Raw genomic sequence first — 21283 nt, forward strand, 5'->3', positions numbered from 1 at the left:
GACGTTGGAACGGTGGACATAAACTGGTTTCAAAATGAAACTGAATATCGGGGTCTGTCAAGACCGCCGCCGGGGCCTTTACAGGATCGGCGTCTCGGTTTCGTCGATCAGGCGCCACAACAGTTCGAACAGGATGGCCCGTTCCGCGGCGGACAGCGGGGCAAGGATCTCGGCCTGAAGCCGCGCCATGTCGGGGCGCAGCCGTGCCAGTCGCGCCTGTCCCTCGTCCGTCAGGTAAAGCGCGTTCAGCCGCTTGTCCGTGCCTTCCTTGCGGCGCTCGATCAGGCCGCTTTTCTCCAGCTCGTTCACAAGCTTCGTCAGCGCGGATTTGCGCAATACAACCAACTGTGCAAGCTCTTTCTGCGCCAGCCCGGGGTTGATGCCGATCAGGTTCAGCACCGCGACCTCGCCCCCCGCGACCTGATGGTCGGCGAAGAACGATTCGTTGCTGGACGCGATGCGCGCGCGCAAGATCCGCGACACGAAAGAGAGATCCTCTTTCAGGTGACCCAAGTGGGGCGTGCTGTCGTCGGTGTCGGCAGAGGTCATCGGGTTTTGTCCATGCTGGCTCACTTTCGCTAAGCGGCACCCGGTGGATTGTCAAACATGGGGATTGACAGGCGCCCAATAAAGTTTCCAAGATGAACTAAGCTGCGCCGTCTGACGGACGCGGCAGCCAACGGGCATAGTCGCAGGGGAGGGCGCGGTGCCAGTGCATTCAGACTTGCAGCAGGCATTCGCCATGCGCGCCGATGGGGCGCGGTCCGGGCCGGACGGTCCGGTTGGCCTGTTCGGCGAAGGTGTGCCGCGTGCGCTGGTCTTCGCGCTGGGCGGGATGCCGCTGGACGTCAAGGCGCCGCCGCTGTCCGACAGCGTGGACGGCCCGCGCTCTGCCATCGTCGATACGGTGGCGGAACCCTTCCTTGATCCCTTCGCGACCCGCTTTCTGCACCGTTTCGCGGCGGGGGCGTTCGATGATTTCGCCACGCTGATCTTCGCGCGTGACGATGTCGCCGCGCTGGCGGCCTATCAATACGCGCTGGAACTGCGCCGGCTGGGCCATCTGCCCGACCGTGGCCCGCGCCTGTACCTGTGGAACCTGCTGCACACCGACAGCGCCCCGGCCGCCGCGTTCAACGCAACCGAGCTTGACCGTCTGACACGTCACCTGTCCGAAGCGCTTGGCACGGCGCTTGATGCGGGCCGCCTGTCGGACGCGGTCGCCGCCGAAACGCGCCGCGTCAATGCCCTGCGCGGGTTGCCAGTCGGCGGGCCCGACGCCTTTGTCGCGCGCAACGCCGGTCGCTGGATTGCGCCGGATGCGCACGTCGCCTTGCTGTCCGACCTTGCACAACAGCCGGGGCCGAAGATCGCCCTTGTCGGCACCGCCTGCGATATTCCCGTGCTGCACGACCTGTGCGCGGGGCAAGGGCAGGTCATCGCCGATCTTCAGGACTATGGCCGCGTTGCCGTGCAACCGGACAGCGGCGACCGGCTGGGTGACATCGCGCTTGACCCGCTTTCCCCCCGCGCGGCGCCGCCGGGGCGGTATACGCAGGCGCTGCACGCGGGCATCCAAGGCGCGGATCTGGTGATCGCCAGCGTCGACGCGAATGACGACAGTTTCGGCTGGGAGCTGCCCGGCCTGCGCGCGGCGGCCAAGGCGCAGGGCGCGCGGTTTCTCGACCTTGGATTTCGCCCGTTCCGCCCCGACGCGGCATGGCAGGACCGCGCCCGCGCCCGCATATCGGAGGCTCTGTCATGAGCTGCGCCCAAGCCGCCACCAGCTATCAGCGTGACTGGCTGAAGGGTCTGCGCGGGCAGATCACCGACGGCGCGCCCTTCGCTTTCGTCAACGCCGACACGCCGCACGAGCTGTTTCATTTCATGGATGTGCCGATGGTCACCAACCAGTGGTGGTCGGCTGTCATCGCGGCCAAGCAGTTGGCGCCCGACTACTTCGACCGGATGGAGGATCTGGGCTTTCACGCCCACCTGCCGCGCTATTCCAGCCTGCCGCTGATCGCGCAGATGCAGGGAGATTTCGACCGGCAGCCGTGGGGCGGCCTGCCGGCGCCAGCGATCCTGTGCGCCCGCGCCAGTTCGGACGAGCATCCGCGCCTGTTCCAGCATTGGGCGGATCTGACCGGGGCGGAACTGCACCTGCTGTCCGCCCCGGCCACGCCCGACCCTGCGCCGGACTGGTGGACGCGTGCCCGCAGCGACTGGGAAGGGCTGTACGGCACCGCCCGACTGGACCTGATGGTGGCCGAGATGCAGGTGCTGATCGCGGCGCTGGAACGGCTGACCGGGCGCGATTTCGACCATGCCGCATTCGCCGCCTACATGGCCCGGATCGACGAGCAGGAACGCATTCTCGACGACGTTGCGGACATGATCGCAGGGGCAGACAAGTGTCCCGTGGGCATCGGCGAGCAGATGCCGAACGTGATGATCCCGCAGTGGCACCGGGGCAGCGACTGGGCCCTGTCGCACGTCAAGGCGTTCCGCGACGAGGTCGCGGGACGGATCGAGCGGGGCGAGGCGGTCTGCGAGGACGAACGCACCCGCATGATGTGGATCGGCGCGGGGCTGTGGTTCGACACGTCGTTCTATCGCGCCTTCGAAGAGTCGCATGGCGCGGTGTTCTGCTGGTCGATGTACCTGCCCTTCGCCGCCGACGGCTATATTCGCGCTGACCACGGTGACCCGTTGCGGGCGCTGGCGGCACGGGTGGCGGCGATGAACGAACAGCTGCACCAGCCGCCCTGGGTCAACGCGTGGATGGTCAAGGAAGCGAAGCGCTGGCGCATCGACGTCGCGGTTCTGCTGGTGCCGGAACACGACCGCTTTTCCGGGTACGGGTCCTATTTCGCGCGCGAGGCGCTGCGCGCCGCGGGCGTGCGGGTGGTCGAGATCCATTCCGACATGGTCGACCCGCGCGATTGGGACCGCGAAACGATGGAAGCGCGCGTGCGTGCGGCGCTGGAACAGGAGGCAGGGTGATGGGCGCGCTCGACGGACTGAAGATCGCGGATTTCTCGTGGGTGGGCGCCGGGCCGCGCGCCACCAAGGATCTGGCCGACAACGGCGCGCGGGTGGTGAAGATCGAAAGCGCGCGGCGGCTGGACCTTGGACGCCGCTCGCCGCCCTTTGCCGGGGGCGACCGGCGGAACCACGATGCCTCGGTCTTCTTCGCGCAGACCAACACGTCGAAGCAAAGCGTGACGATCAACCTCGGCGATCCGCGTGGGGTCGAGGTGGCCAAGCAGCTGGTGGCATGGGCCGACGTGGTGGTCGAGAATTTCGGCCCCGGCTACATGGACCGGATCGGGCTGGATTGGCAGACGCTGCAGGACATCCGCCCCGGCATTATCCTTGCCAGCGTGTCCGTCGCGGGCCGGACCGGGCCGATGGCCGGGTTTCGCGGCTATGGCAACTCTGCCGCCGCGTGGTCGGGCCATTGCGACATGACCGGCTGGCCGGGGACGGAACCCCACATGCCGCCCTTCGCTTACGGCGACGTGGTCGCGCCGATGATGCTGACCGTGGCCGTCCTGTCGGCGCTGGAGCATCGCGACCGGACGGGGCAGGGCACGTGGGTCGATGTCAGCCAGATCGAGGCGATGGTTCAGGTCGCGGGCGATCTCTTTGCCGAGATGCCGACCGAGAAACCCGCGAACGACGATCCCGTGATGCACCCGCACGGGGTGTTTCCCTGCAAGGACGGCAAGTGGATCGCGATCGCCTGCGAAAATGACGCGCACCGCGCCGCGCTGGCCGATGTGATGGGCGATGACAGTTCCGGCTGGGATGTCTTCGCGCTGGAACAGGCACTGGTCGCGCGTGGTGTTCCGGCGGCGGCGGTGCTGGACGGCAAGGGCCTGTCCGAGCACCCGGCGCTGGCCGAGGCAGGGCATTTCGTGGCGGTGGATCACCCGGTGATCGGCACCGCCCGGATGCCCGCGCCGCCCTACGCCCTGTCCGACACGCCCGGCTATGTCGGCCCCTCCCCGTGCCTTGGGGCGGACAACGCGGCGGTGTTCGCCGAGATCGGGCTGACCGAGGCCGAGGTTTCCGAACTAATGGCAGAGGGGGCGCTGGCATGAAGCTGCTCGATGGGATCAAGGCGGTGGTGCTGGCCGATCACATGGTGGATTTCGGCGGCTCGATGCTGGCGCGGCTGGGGGCAGAGGTGATCCTTGCCGATGCCGCGACCCTGACCGGGGCGCGGGAAAAGGCATGGCACAAGGGGATGGTGCGCAGCGATGCGCCGCTGGCCGACCTGCTGCAAGGGGCCGACATCCTGCTGGACGACCGGCGCACCGACCCGCGCGACGGGGTCGACGCGCTAGCTTCGGCGCATGACCGGCTGATCCACGTTGTCGTGACGGGCTTTCCTGACAGCGACCGCCCCGCGACCGACCTGACGCTGATGGCGCAGTCGGGGCTGATGCATGTCATCGGCCAGCCCGACCGCCCGCCGCTGCGGCTGCCGGGCGAACAGGCCTATGCGCTGACCGGCATTCAGGCGGCGACGGCGGCCCTGATGGGTCTGCGGGCGCGGCGTCTGACCGGCAAGGGACAGCGCATCACCATGTCGACCCTGCAATGCGCGGCGCTGGCCAATTACCGCGAAGCGGTGATGTACGAACACACCGGCCGGATCGGCACCCGGCAAGGCAACATGCTGGTGCGCGGCAAGTCCGGCGTGCGGCAGATCTGGCCCTGTGCCGATGGCTTCGTGACGTGGTCCATGATCGACAACCCCGGCATGATGCGCGCCCTTGTCCGCGTGATGCAGGCCGAGGGTGCTGCCGGGGAACTGGCCGACATTGACTGGGACGACATCCTTGTCGCGGACACGGACCAAGAGATCATCGAACGCTGGCAGGCGGTGGTCGCCGCGTTCTTTGCCGGGCATGATCGCCAGACCCTTGCCGACTGGTCGCTGGAACATGGCTGGGGCCTGTCGCCGATCATCAAGCTGTCCGAGGTACCCGACAGCCCGCAGATGCGGGCGCGCGGGATGTTCGACGCCGATGGCGTTCCGGGGCCGTTGTTCGCCGTGCATGAAGGGAACGCCGCATGAGCGCGCTGGCCGGACTTCGCGTGCTGGATTTCTCGCGGCTGTTGCCCGGGCCCTACTGCACGTGGCTGCTGGCAGATCAGGGGGCCGAGGTGATCCGGGTAGAACACCCGCGCGAACTGGCCAAGCAGGCGAAGGTCTTCGGCTGGGACAAGCTGGACGAGGCTGGCCGCGCCCGGCAACGCGCCCGCGATATGCTGGCGCGCGGGAAGAAGTCGATCTGCCTCGACCTTGGCGATCCGGAGGCTCAAGCCGTGCTGCGCCGTCTGGCCGCGACGGTAGACGTCGTGGTCGAGGATTACCGCCCCGGCGTGCTGGACAAGCTGTCACTGGGATACGGACATCTGTCTGACGGGAATCCGGCGCTTGTTTACAGTTCGCTGACCCTGTGCGGTCAGACCGGACCGCTGCGCGACAAGCCGGGGCATGATCCCGTGGCGCTGGCGCTGTCGGGCGTGCTGTCGCGCACCGGCGAAGACCCGGACGCCCCCGGCCTGCCGGGATTTGCCGCCGCCGACATCGCCACCGGCGCACATGCGGCGTTTGCCACGCTGGCCGCCGTGATGCAGGCACGCGCGACGGGGCAGGGACAACATGTCGACGTCTCTATGACGGACTGTTCGCTGGTTCTGCTGGCCAACCTGATCGCCCGGTACGAAGATCCGGCACAGATCCCGCCACGCGGCACCCGGCGCGCCGACATGGGGCTGTGGCGCTGTGCCGATGGCGAATGGCTGGTCACGACCGATATGGAGCCGCGCTATTGGGCGGCGTTCTGTACCGCAATGGGCCGGCCAGACTATGCCGACTGGCAGATGGACCCCGGCAAGCGCGATGAGATCCGGAACGGCCTTGCCGCCATCTTTGCCACGCAACCGCGCGCGCATTGGCTGGCGCATCTAGAGCAGGCGGGCACGCAGTTCGCCCCCGTCAACGATCTGGCGGCGGCCCTGCAGGAACCGCACCTGCGCGAACGCGGCATGGTGATCGCGGTGGATGCGCCGGGCGGCGCGCTGATACAGGCCGGTCCGCCTGTGCGGCTGGGGGCGTTCCAAAGCCCGCATCCCGCCGTGCTGCCCGGAACGCACACGGCCGAGGTCCTTGGCGACCTTGGCCTGACGCAACCCGAGATAAACGCGCTGAGCGCGCACCAGACCGGGCCATCAACCCCGGCGTTCACATAGTATCAAAGGGAGGAAGAACCATGTTCAGAACTACGGCAATCATCACGCTTTGCCTTACCGCGCTGCCCGCATGGGCGGCGGATTTCAACCTGACCTATGCCTCGCCCTACACCGAGACGCACCCCTACGGCGCCGCCGATGCCGAGTGGATCGCCCGGATCGAGGAACAGTCCGGCGGCCGGGTCGACATCACGCCTTACTGGGGCCGCACGCTGATCACCTCGCGCGAGGGGGTCGACGAACTGTCGGCGGGCGTCGCCGACATGGCTTATATCGCGCCGATCTACGCACGGTCGGGCTATGACATGAACCGGCTCGTTCCGGGCATGTTCTACGGCTACACCGACCCGGCGAAGGTGCTGGACGTCTACATGGACCTTGTCGAGTCGTATCCGGTCTTCAACGAGGAACTCGATGGGGTGCATGTCGTCGGCTACAACGTCGGCACGCCGATGCACGTCCTGACCCGGGAAACCCCGATCGAGACGCTGGACGATCTGAAAGGTCTGCGCATCCGCGCGGCGGTGGACTTCATCGGACCGCTTGCGGCCTTCGGCGCCGAGGGTGTCACGATGCCGATGACGGAAACCTATCCGTCGCTGGAAAAGGGTGTCGTAGACGGGGTCATCGCCCCTTACGAGGCGCTGAAATCGCTTAGCTTCGCCGAGGTGGTGAACTACTACTCGGAACTGCCGCATTCGCGCGGCGCCTACCCGTCGCGCGGGATCAACGGCGATGTCTGGGCCTCGCTGCCTGAGGAAATCCAGAAGATCTTCGACGACAACACCGAGTGGCTGAGCCTGCGCACGCTGGAACTGTCGCAAGAGGCCGAGGATGCCGGGCGCGCTTATGGCGAAGAGCAGGGGGTGATGTTCAACGCCGTCGCGCCCGAGGTGGTGGCCGAGTACTCCGAGGCCTTCGCACCGGCGCTGAAGCCGGTGGCCGAAGAGCTTGACGCGATGGGCAAGCCCGGCACCGAGGTGCTGGAGCGCATCCGCGCGGCATACGCCGAGTAAGACCCCGGGGGGCGCGACGGTGCGCCCCCCGACCAACCGGGAGGAAGCGATGACGGGCATTGAAACACTGCTTGGCCGGGTGGTGCGTGGCGCGGCGGCGTTCGGCGTTCTGTCGCTGTTGGCGCTGATGGGCCTGACGGTGGTCACGGTGGTCTTCCGCGCCATCGGCATCGCCTTTCCCGGCACCTACGTTCTGGCCGAGTTGTTGCTGATCCCGACGGTGACACTCGCGCTGGCGTTCGCCGCGTGGGACGGTGCCCATACCAAGGTCGACCTGCTGGTGCAGACCTTTCGCCCGCGTATCTCGGGCCTGTCGCAGGGACTGATGCTGCTGGCGGGCACGGTGTTCTGGGGCTTTGTCGCCTATGCCGCCATCGAAGAGGCGCTGCGCCGCGGTCGGCAGGGCGAGGTGACGCCGCTGCTGGACATCCCCGTCGCGCCGTTCCGCTGGCTGATGGTGGCGGCAATCTGCCTGATGATCGCGGTCTGCGTGCTGCGCGGCGCGCAGTTCATCGCGGGCCGGAAGGTGGGCAAATGACCCCCGTTCTGGCCGGCGTCATCGGCATCGCCGCGATGTTCCTTTTCATCGCCTTCGGTATGCCTATCGGGTTCGCGATGGGGCTGGTGGGCGTCGTGGGCTTCGGTCTTCTGATCAGCTTTCACGCCGCGATCATCAAGGTCGGCGTCATCGCCTTCGATCTTGCCACCAACTATGCCATCGGCACGGTGCCGCTGTTCCTGTTCATGGCGCATGTGCTGTTCGCCAGCGGCATCGGGCAGGACCTGTACGATTTCGCGGCGCGCATGCTGGGCCACCGTAAGGGCGGGCTGGCGATGGCGACCGTCGGGGCGTCCGCTGGGTTCGCGTCGGTCAACGCCTCTTCGCTGGCGACCACGGCCACGATGGGGCTGGTGGCCCTGCCAGAGATGCGCCGCCACAACTATTCCCTGTCGCTGGCGTCCGGGTCGGTCGCGGCGGGCGGAACCATCGGCAGCCTGATCCCGCCCTCGGGTATGTTCATCATCTACGGTATCCTGACCGAGACCTCGATCGGCGACATGTTCGCCGCCGGGATCATCCCCGGCGTGCTGCTGGCGCTGTTCTACATGGCGGTGATCGCGATCCGCTGCGGCCTTGACCCGAAAGCCGGCCCGGCTGGCCCGCGCTATGGCTGGGGCGACCGCCTGCGCGGCTTCCGCAAGACCGGCGACGTGATCGTCCTGTTCTGTTTCGTCATGGGCGGCATCCTGTGGGGCTGGTTTACCCCGACCGAGGCGGGCGCGATGGGGGCGTTCGGTGCCCTTGTGATCGCGGGCTGGCGCGGCAAGCTAAGCCTGCCCGCCCTGCGCACCGCCGTCTATGACACGCTGCGCACCACCGGGATGATCTTCGGCATCCTGTTCGGGGCGCTGGTGTTCAACGCCTTCGTCACCGTCACGACGATCCCGCTGAACCTTGTCGGCTGGGTCAGCGCGGTGGACCTGCCGCCGCTGGCGGTGCTGCTGATCATCCTGGCCCTGTACCTGTTCCTTGGGATGATCCTTGATGCCTCGGCGATGATGACGCTGACGGTGCCGCTGTTCTTTCCGCTGGTGACGGGGCTTGGCTATGACGCGGTGCTGTTCGGGGTGCTGGTCGTGCGCATGACCGAGATCGCGCTGATCACCCCGCCGGTGGGCATGAACGTCTATGTCCTTAGCGGCGTGGCCCGCGACATTCCCCTGACCACGATATTCCGCGGGACGGGACCTTTCGTGCTGGCGGATGTCCTGCACGTGGCACTGTTGCTGGCGTTCCCGATCCTTGTGCTGTGGCTTCCGTCGCTGTGACCTGCCCAAGTTCGCTGTAGCGGCGGCTGAGCCGTCTGAGGCTGGATTAGGCTCGCACGGCGCGTGCCCGGACCTTAGACCATCTCGATCCGGACGGGATAGGTGCCCTTGTGCAGCAGCGGCGTCACCTCGCCCTCGATATGGCCCAGCCGGATCAGGTCGTCGCGGAAGGTGTAATTGTCGTGGAACAGCGCAAGGTTGCCCCAGCCGAGGAAGTAGCACAGATCGCCCGGCGTCTCGTCGTCGAAGGCTTCGAAGCCGCCCTCGTCCAGACGGCGCGGCAGGTGCACGATCTTTTCGTTGTTCGAGAAATCCTGAATCTCCAGCTCGGCGGGCAGCATCGAGATCAGGTCGCGCACCGTCGGATTGTCGAACAGCTGGTACGTCACTTGCTGATCGTCGAAGGCGACCCGCATCCGCATGGCCCCCGTGCTGGATTGCGCGCGCGCCGCAGCGGGCACCAGAAGGGCGGTCGCGGCACCGGCCAATACGGCGCGGCGGGTCGGACGAAGGGGGCGTGTCATTGGTCAGTTCTCCAGGTTCGGTTTCAGAAGGCGGCGGCCGGTGCCGGTGATCGCCAGCGCCACGATGGCCAGAAGGACGCTTCCGCCAAAGGTGGCCCGGATCGAGACAAGGTCCAGAAGGAAGCCGCCGATGACGCCGCCCAGCAGGATCGACGCCTGAATCACCGCAACCATCAGCCCGCCCGCCGCTTCTGGCAGGTCGTCGACGTTGCGGGACATCCAGCTCATCCAGATCACCGACATCGCGGTGTTCATCGCGCCCCAGATCGCCAGCAGCACGCCTGCCGCAAGCACCGATCCCCCGGCGATCAACAGCGCGGCGGTGCAGCCGCCCATCACCAGCGCGGGCAGGCAGAGCATCCGTTCGACCCGGCCACCGACCATGCGGCCCGACAGCGAAGAGCCGACGAACCCGGCGGCGCCCAGCACCAGCAGCAGCACGGACAGCACATCGACGCCCACGCCGGTGACCTGTTCAAGGAATGGCCGCAGGTAGGTGAACATGGTGAAGGCGGACCCCCATGTGAACGTGATCGCCACCAGTCCGCGCCGGAAATACCGCCGCCGCAGCAGAGTGCCGAAGGTGGCAAGGCTTTGCCGCGTCTCGACCGGCAGCGATGGCAGCGCCACAAGATGCCAGACAAGGTTCACCGCCACCACCGGCGTCAGCGCCCAGAACACGCCGCGCCAGCCGACGATGTCGCCCAGATAGCTGCCCAGCGGCGCGGCGAAGGCTGCAGCGATGGCCTGCCCGCCATACATCAGCCCAAGCGCGCGCGGCACGTCGCGGTCCGGCACCAGCCGCATCAGGATCGAAGTGGCCAGCGACCAGAACCCGCCGACGCAGATCCCCAACAGGGCGCGTCCCGCCATCAGCACGGCAAAGGACGGGGCCAGTGCGACCACCACCAGCGAAATCAGCATAAGCGCCGTCAGCACGACCAGCACCGTCTTCCGGTTGATGCGCCCCGCGACCGTGGTAATCGCAAGGCTGGTCGCCACCGCGAACAGTCCGCTGATCGAGATCGCCTGTCCGGTCTGCCCGGTGCTGGCGCCCAACCCCACGGCCATCGGGGTCAGCAGGCTGACCGGCATGAATTCAGCCGCGATCAGCATCGCCACGCATAGCGACATCGACAGCACCGCCCCCCATGCGCCGTGCTCGGCTGCGTCGGTCTGGTCAAAGGGGGTATCTGTCACGGTCGGCTCCGGCGGTCTGACTGGGTGTCTTCCGCCGGTTTACCGCTTCGAAGGGCCGTTGATTATGCGGGAATCCGGGATGCAGTTATGCGCCAAATGGATCAAAGCACTGCCCTTGCGTGACTGTCATTCATGAAAACCGCTCATCGCTACATCCGGCTTTCATGGTCTTATCCGCCCGCTATCAGGCCCCATTTTCAACAGGGATATTGCAACCACAGGGATCTAAGATGAGCGACACTTCGCAAGACACCCCCGAAACCGGCGTTACCGACACGGGGCGCCGCAACCTTCTTAAGATGGCGGGCGTTGGCGCCGCCTCGGTCGCGGCCGCGTCTTTCGGCAACCCGCTGCGGGCCCAAGGCAGCGAATGGGACAAGACCTTTCCGCAAAGCGATGCGGTCGACCATTCGAAGGTCGAATTCACCAACCGCTATGGCATCACGCTGGTCGGCGATCTTTACATGCCCGCAGGGCAGGCCGACGGTCCCTTGCCGGCGCTGGCGGTGGCCGGACCCTTCGGCGCGGTCAAGGAACAGGCCGCCGGGCTTTATGCGCAGATCATGGCGGAACGCGGCTTTGTGACCCTTGCCTTCGACCCGTCCTTTGTCGGTGAAAGCGGCGGTCAGCCGCGCTCGGTCGCGTCGCCGGACATCAACACCGAAGATTTCATGGCCGCGATCGACTTTCTCGGCCTGCACGACGCAGTGGATCGCGAACGGCTGGGGATCATCGGCATCTGCGGTTTCGGTGGCATGGCCCTGAACGCGGTGGCGGCTGACAAGCGGGTGAAAGCGGTGGCGACCACCAGCATGTACGACATGTCCCGTGTGATGGCGAAAGGCTATTACGACAGCCTGACCGACGAGCAACGCGCCGAGAACCTTGCCGCGATGAGCCGTCAACGCTGGGAAGACGCGTCAAGCGAAAGCCCCGCGCTGGCCGGTGGCCTGCCGGACAGCCTTGATGGCATCGATGACCCGGTGATCCAGATGTACCACGCCTATTACAAGGACCCGGAGCGCGGCTATCACCCGCGGTCGGTGAACTCGAACGATGGCTGGACGGTCACCAGCCCGCTGTCCTTCATGAACATGCCGCTTCTGACCTACATCGACGAGATCAGCCCGCGCCCGATGCTGGTGATCGCCGGGTCCGAGGCGCATTCGCGTTACTTCAGCGAGGACGCGGTGGCCGCCGCCGCCGAGCCGAAGGAACTGATGATCATCGACGGTGCCGATCACGTCGATCTTTACGATCAGGTCGACATCATTCCCTTCGACCGGCTCGAGTCGTTCTTCAACCAGAATCTCGCCTGATACGATCGCAAGACGGGAAGGGGCGCGGCCTGCAGGGCGGCGCCCCTTTTCGTGCCTGTCAGCGGTCGGGCGATGCGTGCTTTCCAGTCGCAAACGAAAGCCCGCCTGTCCCGCAAGCTGCCAAAAGGGTTGTCCTTTTTGCATCTCCCGGAACATTCTGCGCGCGCGTCTTGGCCGTGTGATCCGGCGCAGCACGTTCTTGGCGAAGGGAGACCGCCGCATGTCCGATCAGACGATGGCCGCCGGTTTCGCAAGCGCGTTCCTGGACTATGCGGAGGCCGAGGGGGCGCCTCGGGACAGGCTGCTGGCGGCGGCGGGGCTGACCGAAGACGACCTTGCGGATCAGGACATGCGCGTCCCCGTCGCGTCTTACCACACCCTCATCGCCGCCGGGATCAAGGCGACGGGCGATACCTCGCTTCTTCTGCGTCATGTTCTGGAAACTCGGCTAGAGACGATGTCGATCGTCGGCCAGATCGTCCATGCCTCGACGTCTTTTCCGCACAGCCTTGACCAGTTGAACCGATACGCCCGGCTTATGGCCGACGTGCCGATCCCCGGCGGGCGCGGGCGGTTCGAGATCCAGCGCGAAGGTAACGCGGTCTGGGTCGTCGATCACCGCCCGAGCGACGGCAACTGGATGGCAACCGAGTCGGGGTTCGCACGGTTCATCTCGGAATTTCGGCGCTCTGCCCCTGAATATCCGTTCGAGCAGGCGCTGGAAGTCACCTATGCGCCGCCGCCGCACGCCAACCGCTATCCTGAACTCTTCCGCGTCCCGGTCACGTTCCGCGCCAAGCGCAACGCGCTGCGCATCAATCCGGTGTGGCTTGATGAGGCGTTCGACGGCGGCAAGGACTATGTGTTCGGGATCTTTACCCGCCACGCGGACGCGTTGCTTGAGGATCTCGCGACCAACGACACGGTCCGGTCGGACGTCGAGACCCGGATGCTTGCGGATCTGCACGAGGGGTCGCTGTCGATGGACCGCATCGCGCGTGATCTCGGCATGAGCCGGCAGACGCTGTACCGGCGCCTGAAGGACGAAGGCGTCACCTTCGCGCAAGTCCACGACGACCTGCGCCGCCGGATGGCGATGGATTACCTCAGCACGCGCAAGGTCTCGGTCGGTGAAACGGCCTATCTTCTGGGGTTCTCGGAAGCTTCGGCCTTCGTGCGGGCGTTCCGGCGCTGGACCGGATCCAGCCCGACGGTCTGGCTGGGACAGAACGAATGATACCGTAGGTCATGCCGTTGATCCCTGCGGTCATGCCGCGGTGCGGCGCGGACGGCTAAACGCCCCTTCGACATTGATGACAGTCGAAGGAGAACACGATGAAACCGATGCTGATCGCGCCGCTGGCCCTGACCGCCTTGCTGGGGGCCTGCGCCAATTCCGGAGCGAACGTAGAGCCGATTCTGGATGGCCCGCCGAACGCACGGTACGAAAGCGACCTTGCCGCCTGCCGCGCCCTTGCGCGAAGCCAGTCGCAGCTTGACCACGAAACGATGGCCGCCGCCGCGCTGGGCGCGGGGGCGGGCGGCGTGCTAGGCGCGATCGACGAGGATGGCGACGCGCTGGGCGGGGCCGTGATCGGCGCGCTTGCGGGTGCGGCGACGGGGGTGACCGGGGCAAGCGAAAAGCGCGCGGAAATCGTGTTGAACTGCCTGCGTGGGCGCGGCCATGCCATCGTCGGTTAAGGGGGCAGCCATGCAATATGTTCGTGCCCGCATGACGGGGCTGTACCGTCTGCTGACAGGGGCCCGCCCGATACGGCGATGCGCGTACCCGTACCCGCCCCGCCATCTGTGGGGCGATCTTGGTCTGCCCGAGGGTCGGCCCCGGGGACCGCGCCGGTCGCGTCCGGCGCGCCTGAAATCGTGGTAATGGGGGACCGATGACCAAGCTTTTTGCATTCGCCTATGTCGGGTTGGCCGCTTTGCCGGTGATGATGCATCTGGCGGTCGCCGCAGGCGCGCCGCTTGGCCGGCTGACGGTCGGGGGCCGCTTTCCCGGACGCCTGCCGCCCGCGTGGCGGGCGCTGGCCCTTGTTCAGGCTGCGCTGCTGGCGGTGATGGCCGTGGCGGTTCTTGCCCGGGCGGGCATCGGTGCCGTGCCATTGGCGCCGTTCTTCTGGCCGGCGGTTGCGGTGACGCTGCTGTCGCTTGCCGCCGATGCCGCCAGCCCATCGCGCCCAGAGCGCCTGCTTTGGACGCCGGTTCTTGCGCTTATGGCCATTGCCGCGCTGGGCGTCGGTGTCTTGTGAAGACTGGAGACGATCCATGAACGTTCTCGTTGCCGGCGCGACCGGCTATCTGGGGCGCTATCTTTGCGCCGAATACGCAAGGCGGGGGCATCACGTCACCGCACTGGTGCGCGACACGTCCCGCGCCGAAGGGCTGGCCGACCTGTTGATCGAGGCCGAGGCCACCCGGCCCGGGACGCTGACCGGGGTCATGGACGGCGTCGACCTTGTCGTCTCGGCGCTTGGGATCACGCGGCAGGCTGACGGGCTTGGCTATCGCGAGGTCGACTTTCAGGCGAACCTGAACCTACTGCGCGAAGCAGAGACTGCGGGGGTCGGTCGGTTCGCCTATGTACATGTCCTGAACGCCGACGCGATGACCGGCGTCCCGCTGGTCGATGCCAAGTCCGCCTTTGTAGAGACGCTTCGGTTCTCTGACCTGCCGGCCACGGTCATCGCGCCGACTGGTTATTTCTCGGACATGGGCGACATCCTCGCGATGGCGCGCAGCGGGCGCGTTTGGCTGTTCGGCGACGGGTCGAAGCGGCTTAACCCCATACACGGCGCGGATCTGGCGGCGGCTGTCGCGGACGCGACCGACGCGGGGCTCGGCTGGGCCGAGATCGGTGGACCTGACGTGATGACGCAGGACGAGATTGCCCGCGCGGCGTTCGCTGCCCTTGGGACCGAGCCGCGCATTACCTACCTGCCGGATGCCCTGCGTCGCGCCGCGCTTGGCGTGCTTCCGATCCTGCCGCGCCGGCTAAGCGGTCCGGCCCGGTTCTTCCTGACAGCCCTTGGGCTGGACATGGTCGCGCCCCGGTTCGGAACCCGGCGGCTGGCCGATCACTTCGCGGCCCTTGCCCGGGGGGCGGAAACCTGACGGTCATACGGCTTTATCCCGCCATTGGCGGCTTGGCGCAGGTGCCCTAGACTGCGGGGCATGGGGTATGTGACGTCGCTTTTCGCGCGGAAGGTTGTCTCTGCGGCGGGCGGCGGCATCGACGCGGCGGCTATTCTGGCCGATGTCGGGATCGATCCCGATGGCGCATGGGACGCCAAGCAGATGATCCCCGCCGAGCGGTACTATGACATGCTTGAACGGATCGCGGATCAGATCGACGCGACCGACCTGCCCGTGCGCACCGGCGCCTCGATGCGGCTTGACGAATACGGCGCGCTGGGGCTGGCCTTCAAGGCGGCGACGACGCTTGGGGCCTCGTTCGCGCGGGTGGAACGCTATGCGCGGCTGTGGACCAGTGTGGTCGAATACGAACTGCGCCCGGACAGCGCGGGCACCTTGTTCATCTTGCACCGCACCGGAGATCGGCGTCTGGGGATGCGGCTGTCGAACGAGGCGACCCTTGCAAGCGCTGTGTCGCTGGCCCGGCAGGTCTGCCCAGAGCCCTTGTCGCCCCTGGAGGTGCGGGTCCGCCACCCCGCCCCTCGCACGGTCGCCGCGCACGAGGACTGGTTCGGCTGCCCGGTGCGGTTCGGCGCGGATCTGGATGCGATCCTGTTCGCAGACGAAACGTTGGCGCGGCCCAACATCCTTGGGGACGAGGGGATTTCGCAGTATCTCGCCGCGCATCTGGACGCGGAACTGTCCGAGATCACCCGGGCGCCCGCGCTTGTGACGCAAGCCAAGGCCGCCATCGCGCAGGCGCTAAGCGAGGGGGCGCCGAAGATGGCCGAGATTGCCCGTGGCCTTGGGCTAAGCGCGCGGTCGTTCCACCGGCGCCTGTCCGAGCACGGGCTGACCTTCCAAGGACTGACCGAAGACACCCGCCGCGATCTTGCCGAGGGCCTGCTGCGGGACGAGACCCATTCGCTGGCGGAAATCGCGTTCCTAACCGGGTTTTCGGAACAAAGCGCCTTCACCCGCGCCTTCAAAAGGTGGGTCGGCACGACCCCTGCGTCCTATCGCAAGGACATGTCCCACCGCTGACGGGCGCGTTGGCGGCGACTGTCAAAAGGCTGGCGTCGCCGGTCAATACCGCGTGCCCAACCAGCGCCTATTCCCCGGCCATCGTTACTTCAGCCAGGGAGACACCCCATGAAAGACCGACCGATCCTTGTCATCGGCGCCACCGGGAAGACCGGTCGCCGCGTCGCCACCCGCCTAGAGGCGCTTGGCCACCCCGTGCGCCGTGGCTCGCGCAGTTCCGCGACGCCGTTCGACTGGGAGGCCCCCGAGACGTGGGCCCCGGCGCTGCGTGGGGCCCGCGCGGCCTATGTCACCTATTTCCCCGACCTTGCCTTCCCCGGTGCGGTGGAAAAGCTCGAGTCCCTGTGCGAGACGGCCCGCGATGCGGATGTGGAACGTCTTGTGCTGCTGTCGGGCCGCGGCGAACACCACGCCCGTCTGGGCGAAGAGGTGGTGCGCAACTCGGGCGTCGATTTCACCATCGTCCGGGCCGCATGGTTCGCTCAGAACTTCTCGGAAGGGTATCTGCGCGATCCGGTTCTGGCCGGCGTTCTTCCGATGCCCGGTGGTGACGTGGCCGAGCCGATCATCGATATCGACGACATCGCCGATGTTGCCGTCGCCGCGCTGACCGAACCGGGCCACGCCGGCGAGCTGTACGAGGTGACCGGCCCGCGGCTGATGACCTTCGCCGACATGGCGGCTGACCTGTCGCGGGCAACGGGGCGCGAGATCCGGAATATCCCGATCAGCTTCGACGATTTCCACGCGACCATCGCCGAAGCGGGCGGCCCCTTCGTTGCTGACGTCTTCACCGCCATCGCGCGGGAAACGCTGGACGGGCGCAATGCCTCGACCACGGACGGCGTGATGCGGGCACTTGGCCGCGCGCCCCGCGACTTTGCGGAATTTGCCCAAACGGCGGCCCGTTCCGGCGCGTGGTCGCGCGCTGCCTGACACCCGCAGTTGAAAGGATCATGACATGAAAGCCACTGTATTAGAGACGATTGCGTTGGGTCTTGCGGGCCTTGTCGCCCTGATCATCGGCGCCTTCATCCTGTTTGCGCCGCATGCGTTCTACGCCAGCTACGGCATCCTGCTGGGCCGGGACGCCAACCTGCTGAGCGAGCTGCGCGCGCCCGGTGCCGGGCTTGCGGGGTTCGGCCTGCTGATGCTGCTGGGCCTCCGCCGACCGGCGATCTTGCCTGTGTCCATCGCGGCGGCGCTGACCGTCTTCATCGCTTTCCCGGTCGGGCGGTTGGTCGGGCTTGTCGCAGACGGGATGCCGTCGGGCAGCGTGCTGGGCGCACTTGCGGTCGAATTGGCAATTGCCGCCCTGTGCCTCGCGGTCTTCCGGAAACGCCTGTGGACCCCTGCGGCCGGCCTTTCGGCCGCGCGGACCACCACCTGACCCAGTCGCGGCGGCGAGGGCCGGCCCCCTGCTGCCGCCCCCATCCAAGGAGTTCCGACCATGTCCCCGTTGCTGTTCTATTTCGCCCATATCGCCGTGCTTGCCTATGCGCTGGTCGGCGGCGTGTTTCTTGCCTTTTCAGACTTCATCATGCGCGCCTTGTCGGTGACCAGCGGCCACGGCGGCGCCGAGGCGATGCAAGCCATCAACCGCGAGGTATTCCGCTGGGTGTTCATGACCCTGTTCCTTGGCCTTGCCGCGGTGTCGCTGGCGCTGGCCGTTTATTCCGGCTTCTGGATGAACGGGCCGGTCGCGACGCTCGCCGCCGCTGCGGGGCTGGTCTATCTTGTCGGCTGTTTCGGCGTCACCGTGGTCTTCAACGTCCCGATGAACGAGGCATTGGCGGGCATGGACTTGTCGCAAGAGGCGACCCGCACCTATTGGTCGGGCACCTATGTTCCGCGCTGGACGTTCTGGAACACGGTCCGGACAATCGCCTGCGGTGTGGCGGCGGCGTTGCTGCTGGTGGCGCTGACGTCGCTGTCACCGGCCTGGCCCGCGTAGCGGTCGGCGACGATGGCGAAGCGGGCGCCCGGTGATCCGGGCGCCTCGCGATGCCTCAGAAATCGAGGTTTTCGACGCTAAGCGCGTTCTGCTGGATGAACTCGCGGCGGGGTTCCACCACGTCGCCCATCAGCTTGGTGAAGATGTCGTCGGCCTCTGCCACGTCCTCGATCTTCACCTGCAGCAGGGTGCGTGCTTCGGGGTCCAGCGTGGTTTCCCAAAGCTGATCGGGGTTCATCTCGCCCAGACCCTTGTAGCGCTGCAGTGTCAGGCCGCGTTCGCCTTCTTCCAGCATCGCGTCCAGCAGGTCGACCGGGCCATAGATGCGCTGACTGCGCGGGCCGCGGACCAGATCCGAGGGGTTGGTGTAAACCGTGCGCGACTCGGCCGATACTTCGGACAGGCGCCGCGCCTCGCCCGAGCGCAGGATGGCGCCGTCGAGGGTGCGGATCTCTTCGACACCGCGCACGATGCGCGACAGGCGAATGCCGTGGTCCTGCGTGATCCGGCCCTGCCAGCCGCGTTCGTATTCCTCTGCGACAAGATCCAGCCGCTGGGCCACGGTGTCGGCTACCGACTGCAGGTCGGCATCCGCCTTGCCCGCATCGAACGCGCCCGCGATCGCCGCCTGTTCCAGCACATAGCGCTGGTAATGCGTCGGGAAGGCATCGAGCACGCGCTTGAACTGGCGCGCCGCTTCGACCACGCGGTACAGGTCGTTGCCGGCGATTTCCTCGCCGGTGTTCAGCCGCAGCACCGCGCCTTCAAGGCCCTGCTGGATCAGGTAGTCTTCCAGCGAGGGCACGTCTTTCAGGTACACCTCGGACTTGCCGCGGCTGACTTTGTACAGCGGCGGCTGCGCGATATAGAGATACCCGCCTTCGATCAATTCGGGCATCTGGCGGAAGAAGAACGTCAGCAGCAGCGTGCGGATGTGTGCGCCGTCGACGTCGGCGTCGGTCATGATGACGACCTTGTGGTAACGCAGCTTCTCGATGTCGAACTCGTCGCGCCCGATCCCGGTGCCCAGCGCCATCACAAGGTTGCCGATCTCTTGGCTGCCCAGCATCCGGTCGAACCGCGCGCGCTCCACGTTCAGGATCTTGCCCCGCAGCGGCAGGATCGCTTGCGTGCGCCGGTCGCGACCGGTCTGCGCGGAACCACCGGCCGAGTCACCCTCGACGAGGAACAGTTCGCGGTTGCGCGGGTCCTTGTCGGAACATTCCTTCAGCTTGCCGGCAAGGTAAGACACGTCGTTCGTGGTCTTCTTGCGCGTCATCTCGCGCGCCTTGCGGGCGGCTTCGCGCGCAAGAGCCGCTTCGACGATCTTGCCGACGATCATCTTGGCCTGCTGCGGGTTCTCTTCGAACCACTCGGCCAGCTTCTCGTTCATCAGGCCCTCGACCGCCGGGCGTACCTCGGAGCTGACCAGCTTGTCCTTGGTCTGCGACGAGAACTTGGGATCGGGCACCTTCACCGACAGGACGCAAGTCAGCCCCTCGCGGGCGTCGTCACCCGACAGGTTGACCTTCTCTTTCTTCACGATGCCCGACGACCCGGCGTACAGGTTGATCGTCCGGGTCAGCGCACCGCGGAACCCGGCAAGGTGGGTGCCGCCGTCGCGCTGCGGGATGTTGTTGGTGAAGGGCAGCACCATCTCGTTGTAGCTGTCGTTCCACCACATCGCGACTTCGACGGTGATGCCTTCGCGCTCGCCCGTGACAAATATGGGTTCTTCGAACAGCGGCGTCTTGCTGCGGTCGAGATAGCGGACGAATTCCTTCACCCCGCCCTCATAGTGAAGGTCGGTTTCCAGCGGCTCGGCCGGGCGTTCGTCGCGCAGGATGATCCGCACGCCCGAGTTCAGGAACGCCAGTTCCCGCAGGCGGTTTTCCAGCGTCTTGAAGCTGTATTCGAGGTTCGAGAAGGTATCGGTCGACGCCAGAAAGCGGACGCGCGTGCCCTTCTGCCCCTCGGCGTCGCCGACGACCTCAAGGTGGCGCACGGTGTCGCCCGTTTCGAACCGGGCGGTGTGTTCCTTGCCGTTGCGCCAGATCGTCAGCTCCAGCCAGTCGGACAGCGCGTTCACGACCGAGACGCCGACCCCGTGCAGACCGCCGGACACCTTGTACGAGTTCTGGTCGAACTTACCGCCGGCGTGCAGCTGGGTCATGATGACCTCGGCCGCCGACACGCCTTCCTCGGGGTGCATGTCGACAGGGATGCCACGACCGTTGTCGGTGACAGAGACGCTGGAATCCTCGTGGATCGTGACCGTCACGCGGTCGGCATGACCGGCCAAAGCCTCGTCGATGCCGTTGTCGACGACCTCGTAGACCATGTGGTGCAGGCCGGACCCGTCGTCCGTATCCCCGATATACATGCCGGGGCGTTTGCGGACGGCTTCCAAGCCTTTGAGAACTTTGATCGAATCGGCGCCATACTCTTCAGGCTGCCGGGCTGCTTCGGCCATGCGTGGATCCCTTGTTCTTGTTGCCGATTTTATACGCGTTCATGGGGGAAATGTCACGCCGGATACACAATATTTGGTATTCGCAACCGGGGTTTGCACCGGCGGGTCGCGGTTGCCGCGCCTGTGCCTACCGGCCTAGTCTTCCCGCGTGCGGCGACGGCAAGGAGGATGGCCCATGCTTATGGAAATCGTGACGTTCGACCTGCGTCCGGGAATGACCCGGGACGAGGTGATGGAGGGGGCCCGCAAGGTCGCGCCCAAGTGGCGGGCGGTGCCGGAACTGGTGCGCAAGAGCTTCTTCTACGACCCCGAGGCCAACACGGCTGGCGCGGTGTACCAATGGTCCGACCCGGCTGCCGCCGACCGATGGCACGACGCGGCGTGGCGGCAGTCAGTCCGTGACGCCTATGGCAGCGAACCGCGGGTGCAGCGGCTTCAGATGACGCTGATCGCGGACAACGAGGTCGGCAAGACCGAAGAATTCGCGGCCCCGGCCTGAT

Annotated in this window: 22 protein-coding genes; 18 read left to right on the forward strand and 4 right to left on the reverse strand. The window is 66.5% G+C overall.

Annotated elements, in window-relative coordinates; genetic code table 11:
- Positions 1–78: 78 nt before the first annotated feature.
- Positions 79–549 (reverse strand): MarR family winged helix-turn-helix transcriptional regulator, encoded by a 471-nt coding sequence (locus P1K30_RS07880; protein WP_275632145.1) that lies wholly within the window; start codon positions 547–549, stop codon positions 79–81.
- A 193-nt stretch (positions 550–742) separates the two neighbouring features.
- Between P1K30_RS07880 and P1K30_RS07885 the strand changes: the two genes are divergently transcribed.
- From P1K30_RS07885 to P1K30_RS07920, 8 genes are read left to right on the forward strand one after another with little or no spacing between them, the layout of a single operon-like run.
- A complete protein-coding gene (locus P1K30_RS07885; RefSeq protein ID WP_275632146.1) occupies positions 743–1765 on the forward strand; it encodes a 2-hydroxyacyl-CoA dehydratase family protein in 1023 nt (340 codons plus the stop codon).
- A complete protein-coding gene (locus tag P1K30_RS07890) occupies positions 1762–3006 on the forward strand; it encodes a 2-hydroxyacyl-CoA dehydratase family protein (protein WP_275632147.1) in 1245 nt (414 codons plus the stop codon). Before P1K30_RS07885 ends, P1K30_RS07890 begins: the two co-directional genes overlap by 4 nt.
- Complete coding sequence (locus P1K30_RS07895) at positions 3006–4109, forward strand: CaiB/BaiF CoA transferase family protein (RefSeq protein WP_275632148.1); 1104 nt, start codon at positions 3006–3008, stop codon at positions 4107–4109. The genes P1K30_RS07890 and P1K30_RS07895 overlap by 1 nt, the downstream gene beginning before the upstream one ends.
- Positions 4106–5092 (forward strand): CoA transferase, encoded by a 987-nt coding sequence (locus P1K30_RS07900; RefSeq protein WP_275632149.1) that lies wholly within the window; start codon positions 4106–4108, stop codon positions 5090–5092. Before P1K30_RS07895 ends, P1K30_RS07900 begins: the two co-directional genes overlap by 4 nt.
- Positions 5089–6273, forward strand: coding sequence for a CaiB/BaiF CoA transferase family protein (locus tag P1K30_RS07905; RefSeq protein ID WP_275632150.1), 1185 nt, complete (start codon positions 5089–5091; stop codon positions 6271–6273). Before P1K30_RS07900 ends, P1K30_RS07905 begins: the two co-directional genes overlap by 4 nt.
- Before the next feature lie 20 nt (positions 6274–6293).
- Positions 6294–7289 (forward strand): TRAP transporter substrate-binding protein, encoded by a 996-nt coding sequence (locus P1K30_RS07910; RefSeq protein WP_275632151.1) that lies wholly within the window; start codon positions 6294–6296, stop codon positions 7287–7289.
- 49 nt (positions 7290–7338) lie between these two features.
- Entirely contained in the window at positions 7339–7827 is a 489-nt protein-coding gene (locus tag P1K30_RS07915; RefSeq protein ID WP_275632152.1) for a TRAP transporter small permease, read from the forward strand.
- Entirely contained in the window at positions 7824–9119 is a 1296-nt protein-coding gene (locus tag P1K30_RS07920) for a TRAP transporter large permease (protein WP_275632153.1), read from the forward strand. Before P1K30_RS07915 ends, P1K30_RS07920 begins: the two co-directional genes overlap by 4 nt.
- A 74-nt stretch (positions 9120–9193) precedes the next feature.
- On the opposite strand, the gene P1K30_RS07925 is transcribed toward P1K30_RS07920, so the two are convergent.
- Both P1K30_RS07925 and P1K30_RS07930 read right to left on the reverse strand, forming a co-directional pair.
- On the reverse strand, positions 9194–9643 hold the full coding sequence (locus tag P1K30_RS07925) for a cyclophilin-like fold protein (RefSeq protein WP_275632154.1): 450 nt from the start codon (positions 9641–9643) through the stop codon (positions 9194–9196).
- A 3-nt stretch (positions 9644–9646) separates the two neighbouring features.
- On the reverse strand, positions 9647–10843 hold the full coding sequence (locus tag P1K30_RS07930; RefSeq protein WP_275632155.1) for an MFS transporter: 1197 nt from the start codon (positions 10841–10843) through the stop codon (positions 9647–9649).
- Between the two features lie 230 nt (positions 10844–11073).
- Between P1K30_RS07930 and P1K30_RS07935 the strand changes: the two genes are divergently transcribed.
- The 9 genes from P1K30_RS07935 to P1K30_RS07975 all read left to right on the forward strand — a co-directional run bounded on the left by P1K30_RS07935 (position 11074) and on the right by P1K30_RS07975 (position 18310).
- A complete protein-coding gene (locus P1K30_RS07935) occupies positions 11074–12162 on the forward strand; it encodes an alpha/beta hydrolase (RefSeq protein WP_275632156.1) in 1089 nt (362 codons plus the stop codon).
- 220 nt (positions 12163–12382) lie between these two features.
- Positions 12383–13399 carry an AraC family transcriptional regulator gene (locus tag P1K30_RS07940; protein ID WP_275632157.1) on the forward strand — a complete coding sequence of 339 codons (1017 nt, stop codon included), beginning with the start codon at positions 12383–12385 and terminating at the stop codon, positions 13397–13399.
- Positions 13400–13497: 98 nt separating this feature from the next.
- On the forward strand, positions 13498–13863 hold the full coding sequence (locus tag P1K30_RS07945) for a glycine zipper family protein (RefSeq protein ID WP_275632158.1): 366 nt from the start codon (positions 13498–13500) through the stop codon (positions 13861–13863).
- A gap of 197 nt (positions 13864–14060) precedes the next feature.
- On the forward strand, positions 14061–14429 hold the full coding sequence (locus tag P1K30_RS07950) for a hypothetical protein (protein ID WP_275632159.1): 369 nt from the start codon (positions 14061–14063) through the stop codon (positions 14427–14429).
- Between the two features lie 16 nt (positions 14430–14445).
- Positions 14446–15291 carry an SDR family oxidoreductase gene (locus tag P1K30_RS07955; protein WP_275632160.1) on the forward strand — a complete coding sequence of 282 codons (846 nt, stop codon included), beginning with the start codon at positions 14446–14448 and terminating at the stop codon, positions 15289–15291.
- 60 nt (positions 15292–15351) lie between these two features.
- Complete coding sequence (locus P1K30_RS07960) at positions 15352–16356, forward strand: AraC family transcriptional regulator (RefSeq protein ID WP_275632161.1); 1005 nt, start codon at positions 15352–15354, stop codon at positions 16354–16356.
- Positions 16357–16464: 108 nt separating this feature from the next.
- Entirely contained in the window at positions 16465–17292 is an 828-nt protein-coding gene (locus tag P1K30_RS07965) for an NAD(P)H-binding protein (protein WP_275632162.1), read from the forward strand.
- 25 nt (positions 17293–17317) lie between these two features.
- Positions 17318–17746, forward strand: a complete 429-nt coding sequence (locus P1K30_RS07970; protein WP_275632163.1) for a DUF4345 domain-containing protein — start codon at positions 17318–17320, stop codon at positions 17744–17746.
- A gap of 60 nt (positions 17747–17806) precedes the next feature.
- Positions 17807–18310 carry an anthrone oxygenase family protein gene (locus P1K30_RS07975; RefSeq protein WP_275632164.1) on the forward strand — a complete coding sequence of 168 codons (504 nt, stop codon included), beginning with the start codon at positions 17807–17809 and terminating at the stop codon, positions 18308–18310.
- A 55-nt stretch (positions 18311–18365) separates the two neighbouring features.
- Here the strand turns inward: P1K30_RS07975 and gyrB are convergent, their stop codons facing one another.
- Positions 18366–20783 (reverse strand): DNA topoisomerase (ATP-hydrolyzing) subunit B, encoded by a 2418-nt coding sequence (gene gyrB / locus P1K30_RS07980; protein ID WP_275632165.1) that lies wholly within the window; start codon positions 20781–20783, stop codon positions 18366–18368.
- A gap of 175 nt (positions 20784–20958) precedes the next feature.
- Here gyrB and P1K30_RS07985 point away from each other — a divergent pair, with 175 nt between their 5' ends.
- Positions 20959–21282, forward strand: a complete 324-nt coding sequence (locus P1K30_RS07985) for a hypothetical protein (RefSeq protein ID WP_275632166.1) — start codon at positions 20959–20961, stop codon at positions 21280–21282.
- Position 21283: the final 1 nt, after the last annotated feature.

Origin of the sequence: Psychromarinibacter halotolerans, assembly GCF_029168315.1 — a bacterium.
In the GTDB taxonomy this organism is placed as follows: Bacteria; Pseudomonadota; Alphaproteobacteria; order Rhodobacterales; family Rhodobacteraceae; genus Psychromarinibacter; species Psychromarinibacter halotolerans.

Excerpts from the sequence above, each read along its gene's own strand:
- P1K30_RS07880 (WP_275632145.1), bottom strand. The coding sequence starts at position 549 with ATGACCTCTGCCGACACCGACGACAGCACGCCCCACTTGGGTCACCTG.
- P1K30_RS07885 (WP_275632146.1), top strand. The coding sequence starts at position 743 with ATGCGCGCCGATGGGGCGCGGTCCGGGCCGGACGGTCCGGTTGGCCTG.
- P1K30_RS07890 (WP_275632147.1), top strand. The coding sequence starts at position 1,762 with ATGAGCTGCGCCCAAGCCGCCACCAGCTATCAGCGTGACTGGCTGAAG.
- P1K30_RS07895 (WP_275632148.1), top strand. The coding sequence starts at position 3,006 with ATGGGCGCGCTCGACGGACTGAAGATCGCGGATTTCTCGTGGGTGGGC.
- P1K30_RS07900 (WP_275632149.1), top strand. The coding sequence starts at position 4,106 with ATGAAGCTGCTCGATGGGATCAAGGCGGTGGTGCTGGCCGATCACATG.
- P1K30_RS07905 (WP_275632150.1), top strand. The coding sequence starts at position 5,089 with ATGAGCGCGCTGGCCGGACTTCGCGTGCTGGATTTCTCGCGGCTGTTG.
- P1K30_RS07910 (WP_275632151.1), top strand. The coding sequence starts at position 6,294 with ATGTTCAGAACTACGGCAATCATCACGCTTTGCCTTACCGCGCTGCCC.
- P1K30_RS07915 (WP_275632152.1), top strand. The coding sequence starts at position 7,339 with ATGACGGGCATTGAAACACTGCTTGGCCGGGTGGTGCGTGGCGCGGCG.
- P1K30_RS07920 (WP_275632153.1), top strand. The coding sequence starts at position 7,824 with ATGACCCCCGTTCTGGCCGGCGTCATCGGCATCGCCGCGATGTTCCTT.
- P1K30_RS07925 (WP_275632154.1), bottom strand. The coding sequence starts at position 9,643 with ATGACACGCCCCCTTCGTCCGACCCGCCGCGCCGTATTGGCCGGTGCC.
- P1K30_RS07935 (WP_275632156.1), top strand. The coding sequence starts at position 11,074 with ATGAGCGACACTTCGCAAGACACCCCCGAAACCGGCGTTACCGACACG.
- P1K30_RS07940 (WP_275632157.1), top strand. The coding sequence starts at position 12,383 with ATGTCCGATCAGACGATGGCCGCCGGTTTCGCAAGCGCGTTCCTGGAC.
- P1K30_RS07945 (WP_275632158.1), top strand. The coding sequence starts at position 13,498 with ATGAAACCGATGCTGATCGCGCCGCTGGCCCTGACCGCCTTGCTGGGG.
- P1K30_RS07950 (WP_275632159.1), top strand. The coding sequence starts at position 14,061 with ATGACCAAGCTTTTTGCATTCGCCTATGTCGGGTTGGCCGCTTTGCCG.
- P1K30_RS07955 (WP_275632160.1), top strand. The coding sequence starts at position 14,446 with ATGAACGTTCTCGTTGCCGGCGCGACCGGCTATCTGGGGCGCTATCTT.
- P1K30_RS07960 (WP_275632161.1), top strand. The coding sequence starts at position 15,352 with ATGGGGTATGTGACGTCGCTTTTCGCGCGGAAGGTTGTCTCTGCGGCG.
- P1K30_RS07965 (WP_275632162.1), top strand. The coding sequence starts at position 16,465 with ATGAAAGACCGACCGATCCTTGTCATCGGCGCCACCGGGAAGACCGGT.
- P1K30_RS07970 (WP_275632163.1), top strand. The coding sequence starts at position 17,318 with ATGAAAGCCACTGTATTAGAGACGATTGCGTTGGGTCTTGCGGGCCTT.
- P1K30_RS07975 (WP_275632164.1), top strand. The coding sequence starts at position 17,807 with ATGTCCCCGTTGCTGTTCTATTTCGCCCATATCGCCGTGCTTGCCTAT.
- gyrB (WP_275632165.1), bottom strand. The coding sequence starts at position 20,783 with ATGGCCGAAGCAGCCCGGCAGCCTGAAGAGTATGGCGCCGATTCGATC.
- P1K30_RS07985 (WP_275632166.1), top strand. The coding sequence starts at position 20,959 with ATGCTTATGGAAATCGTGACGTTCGACCTGCGTCCGGGAATGACCCGG.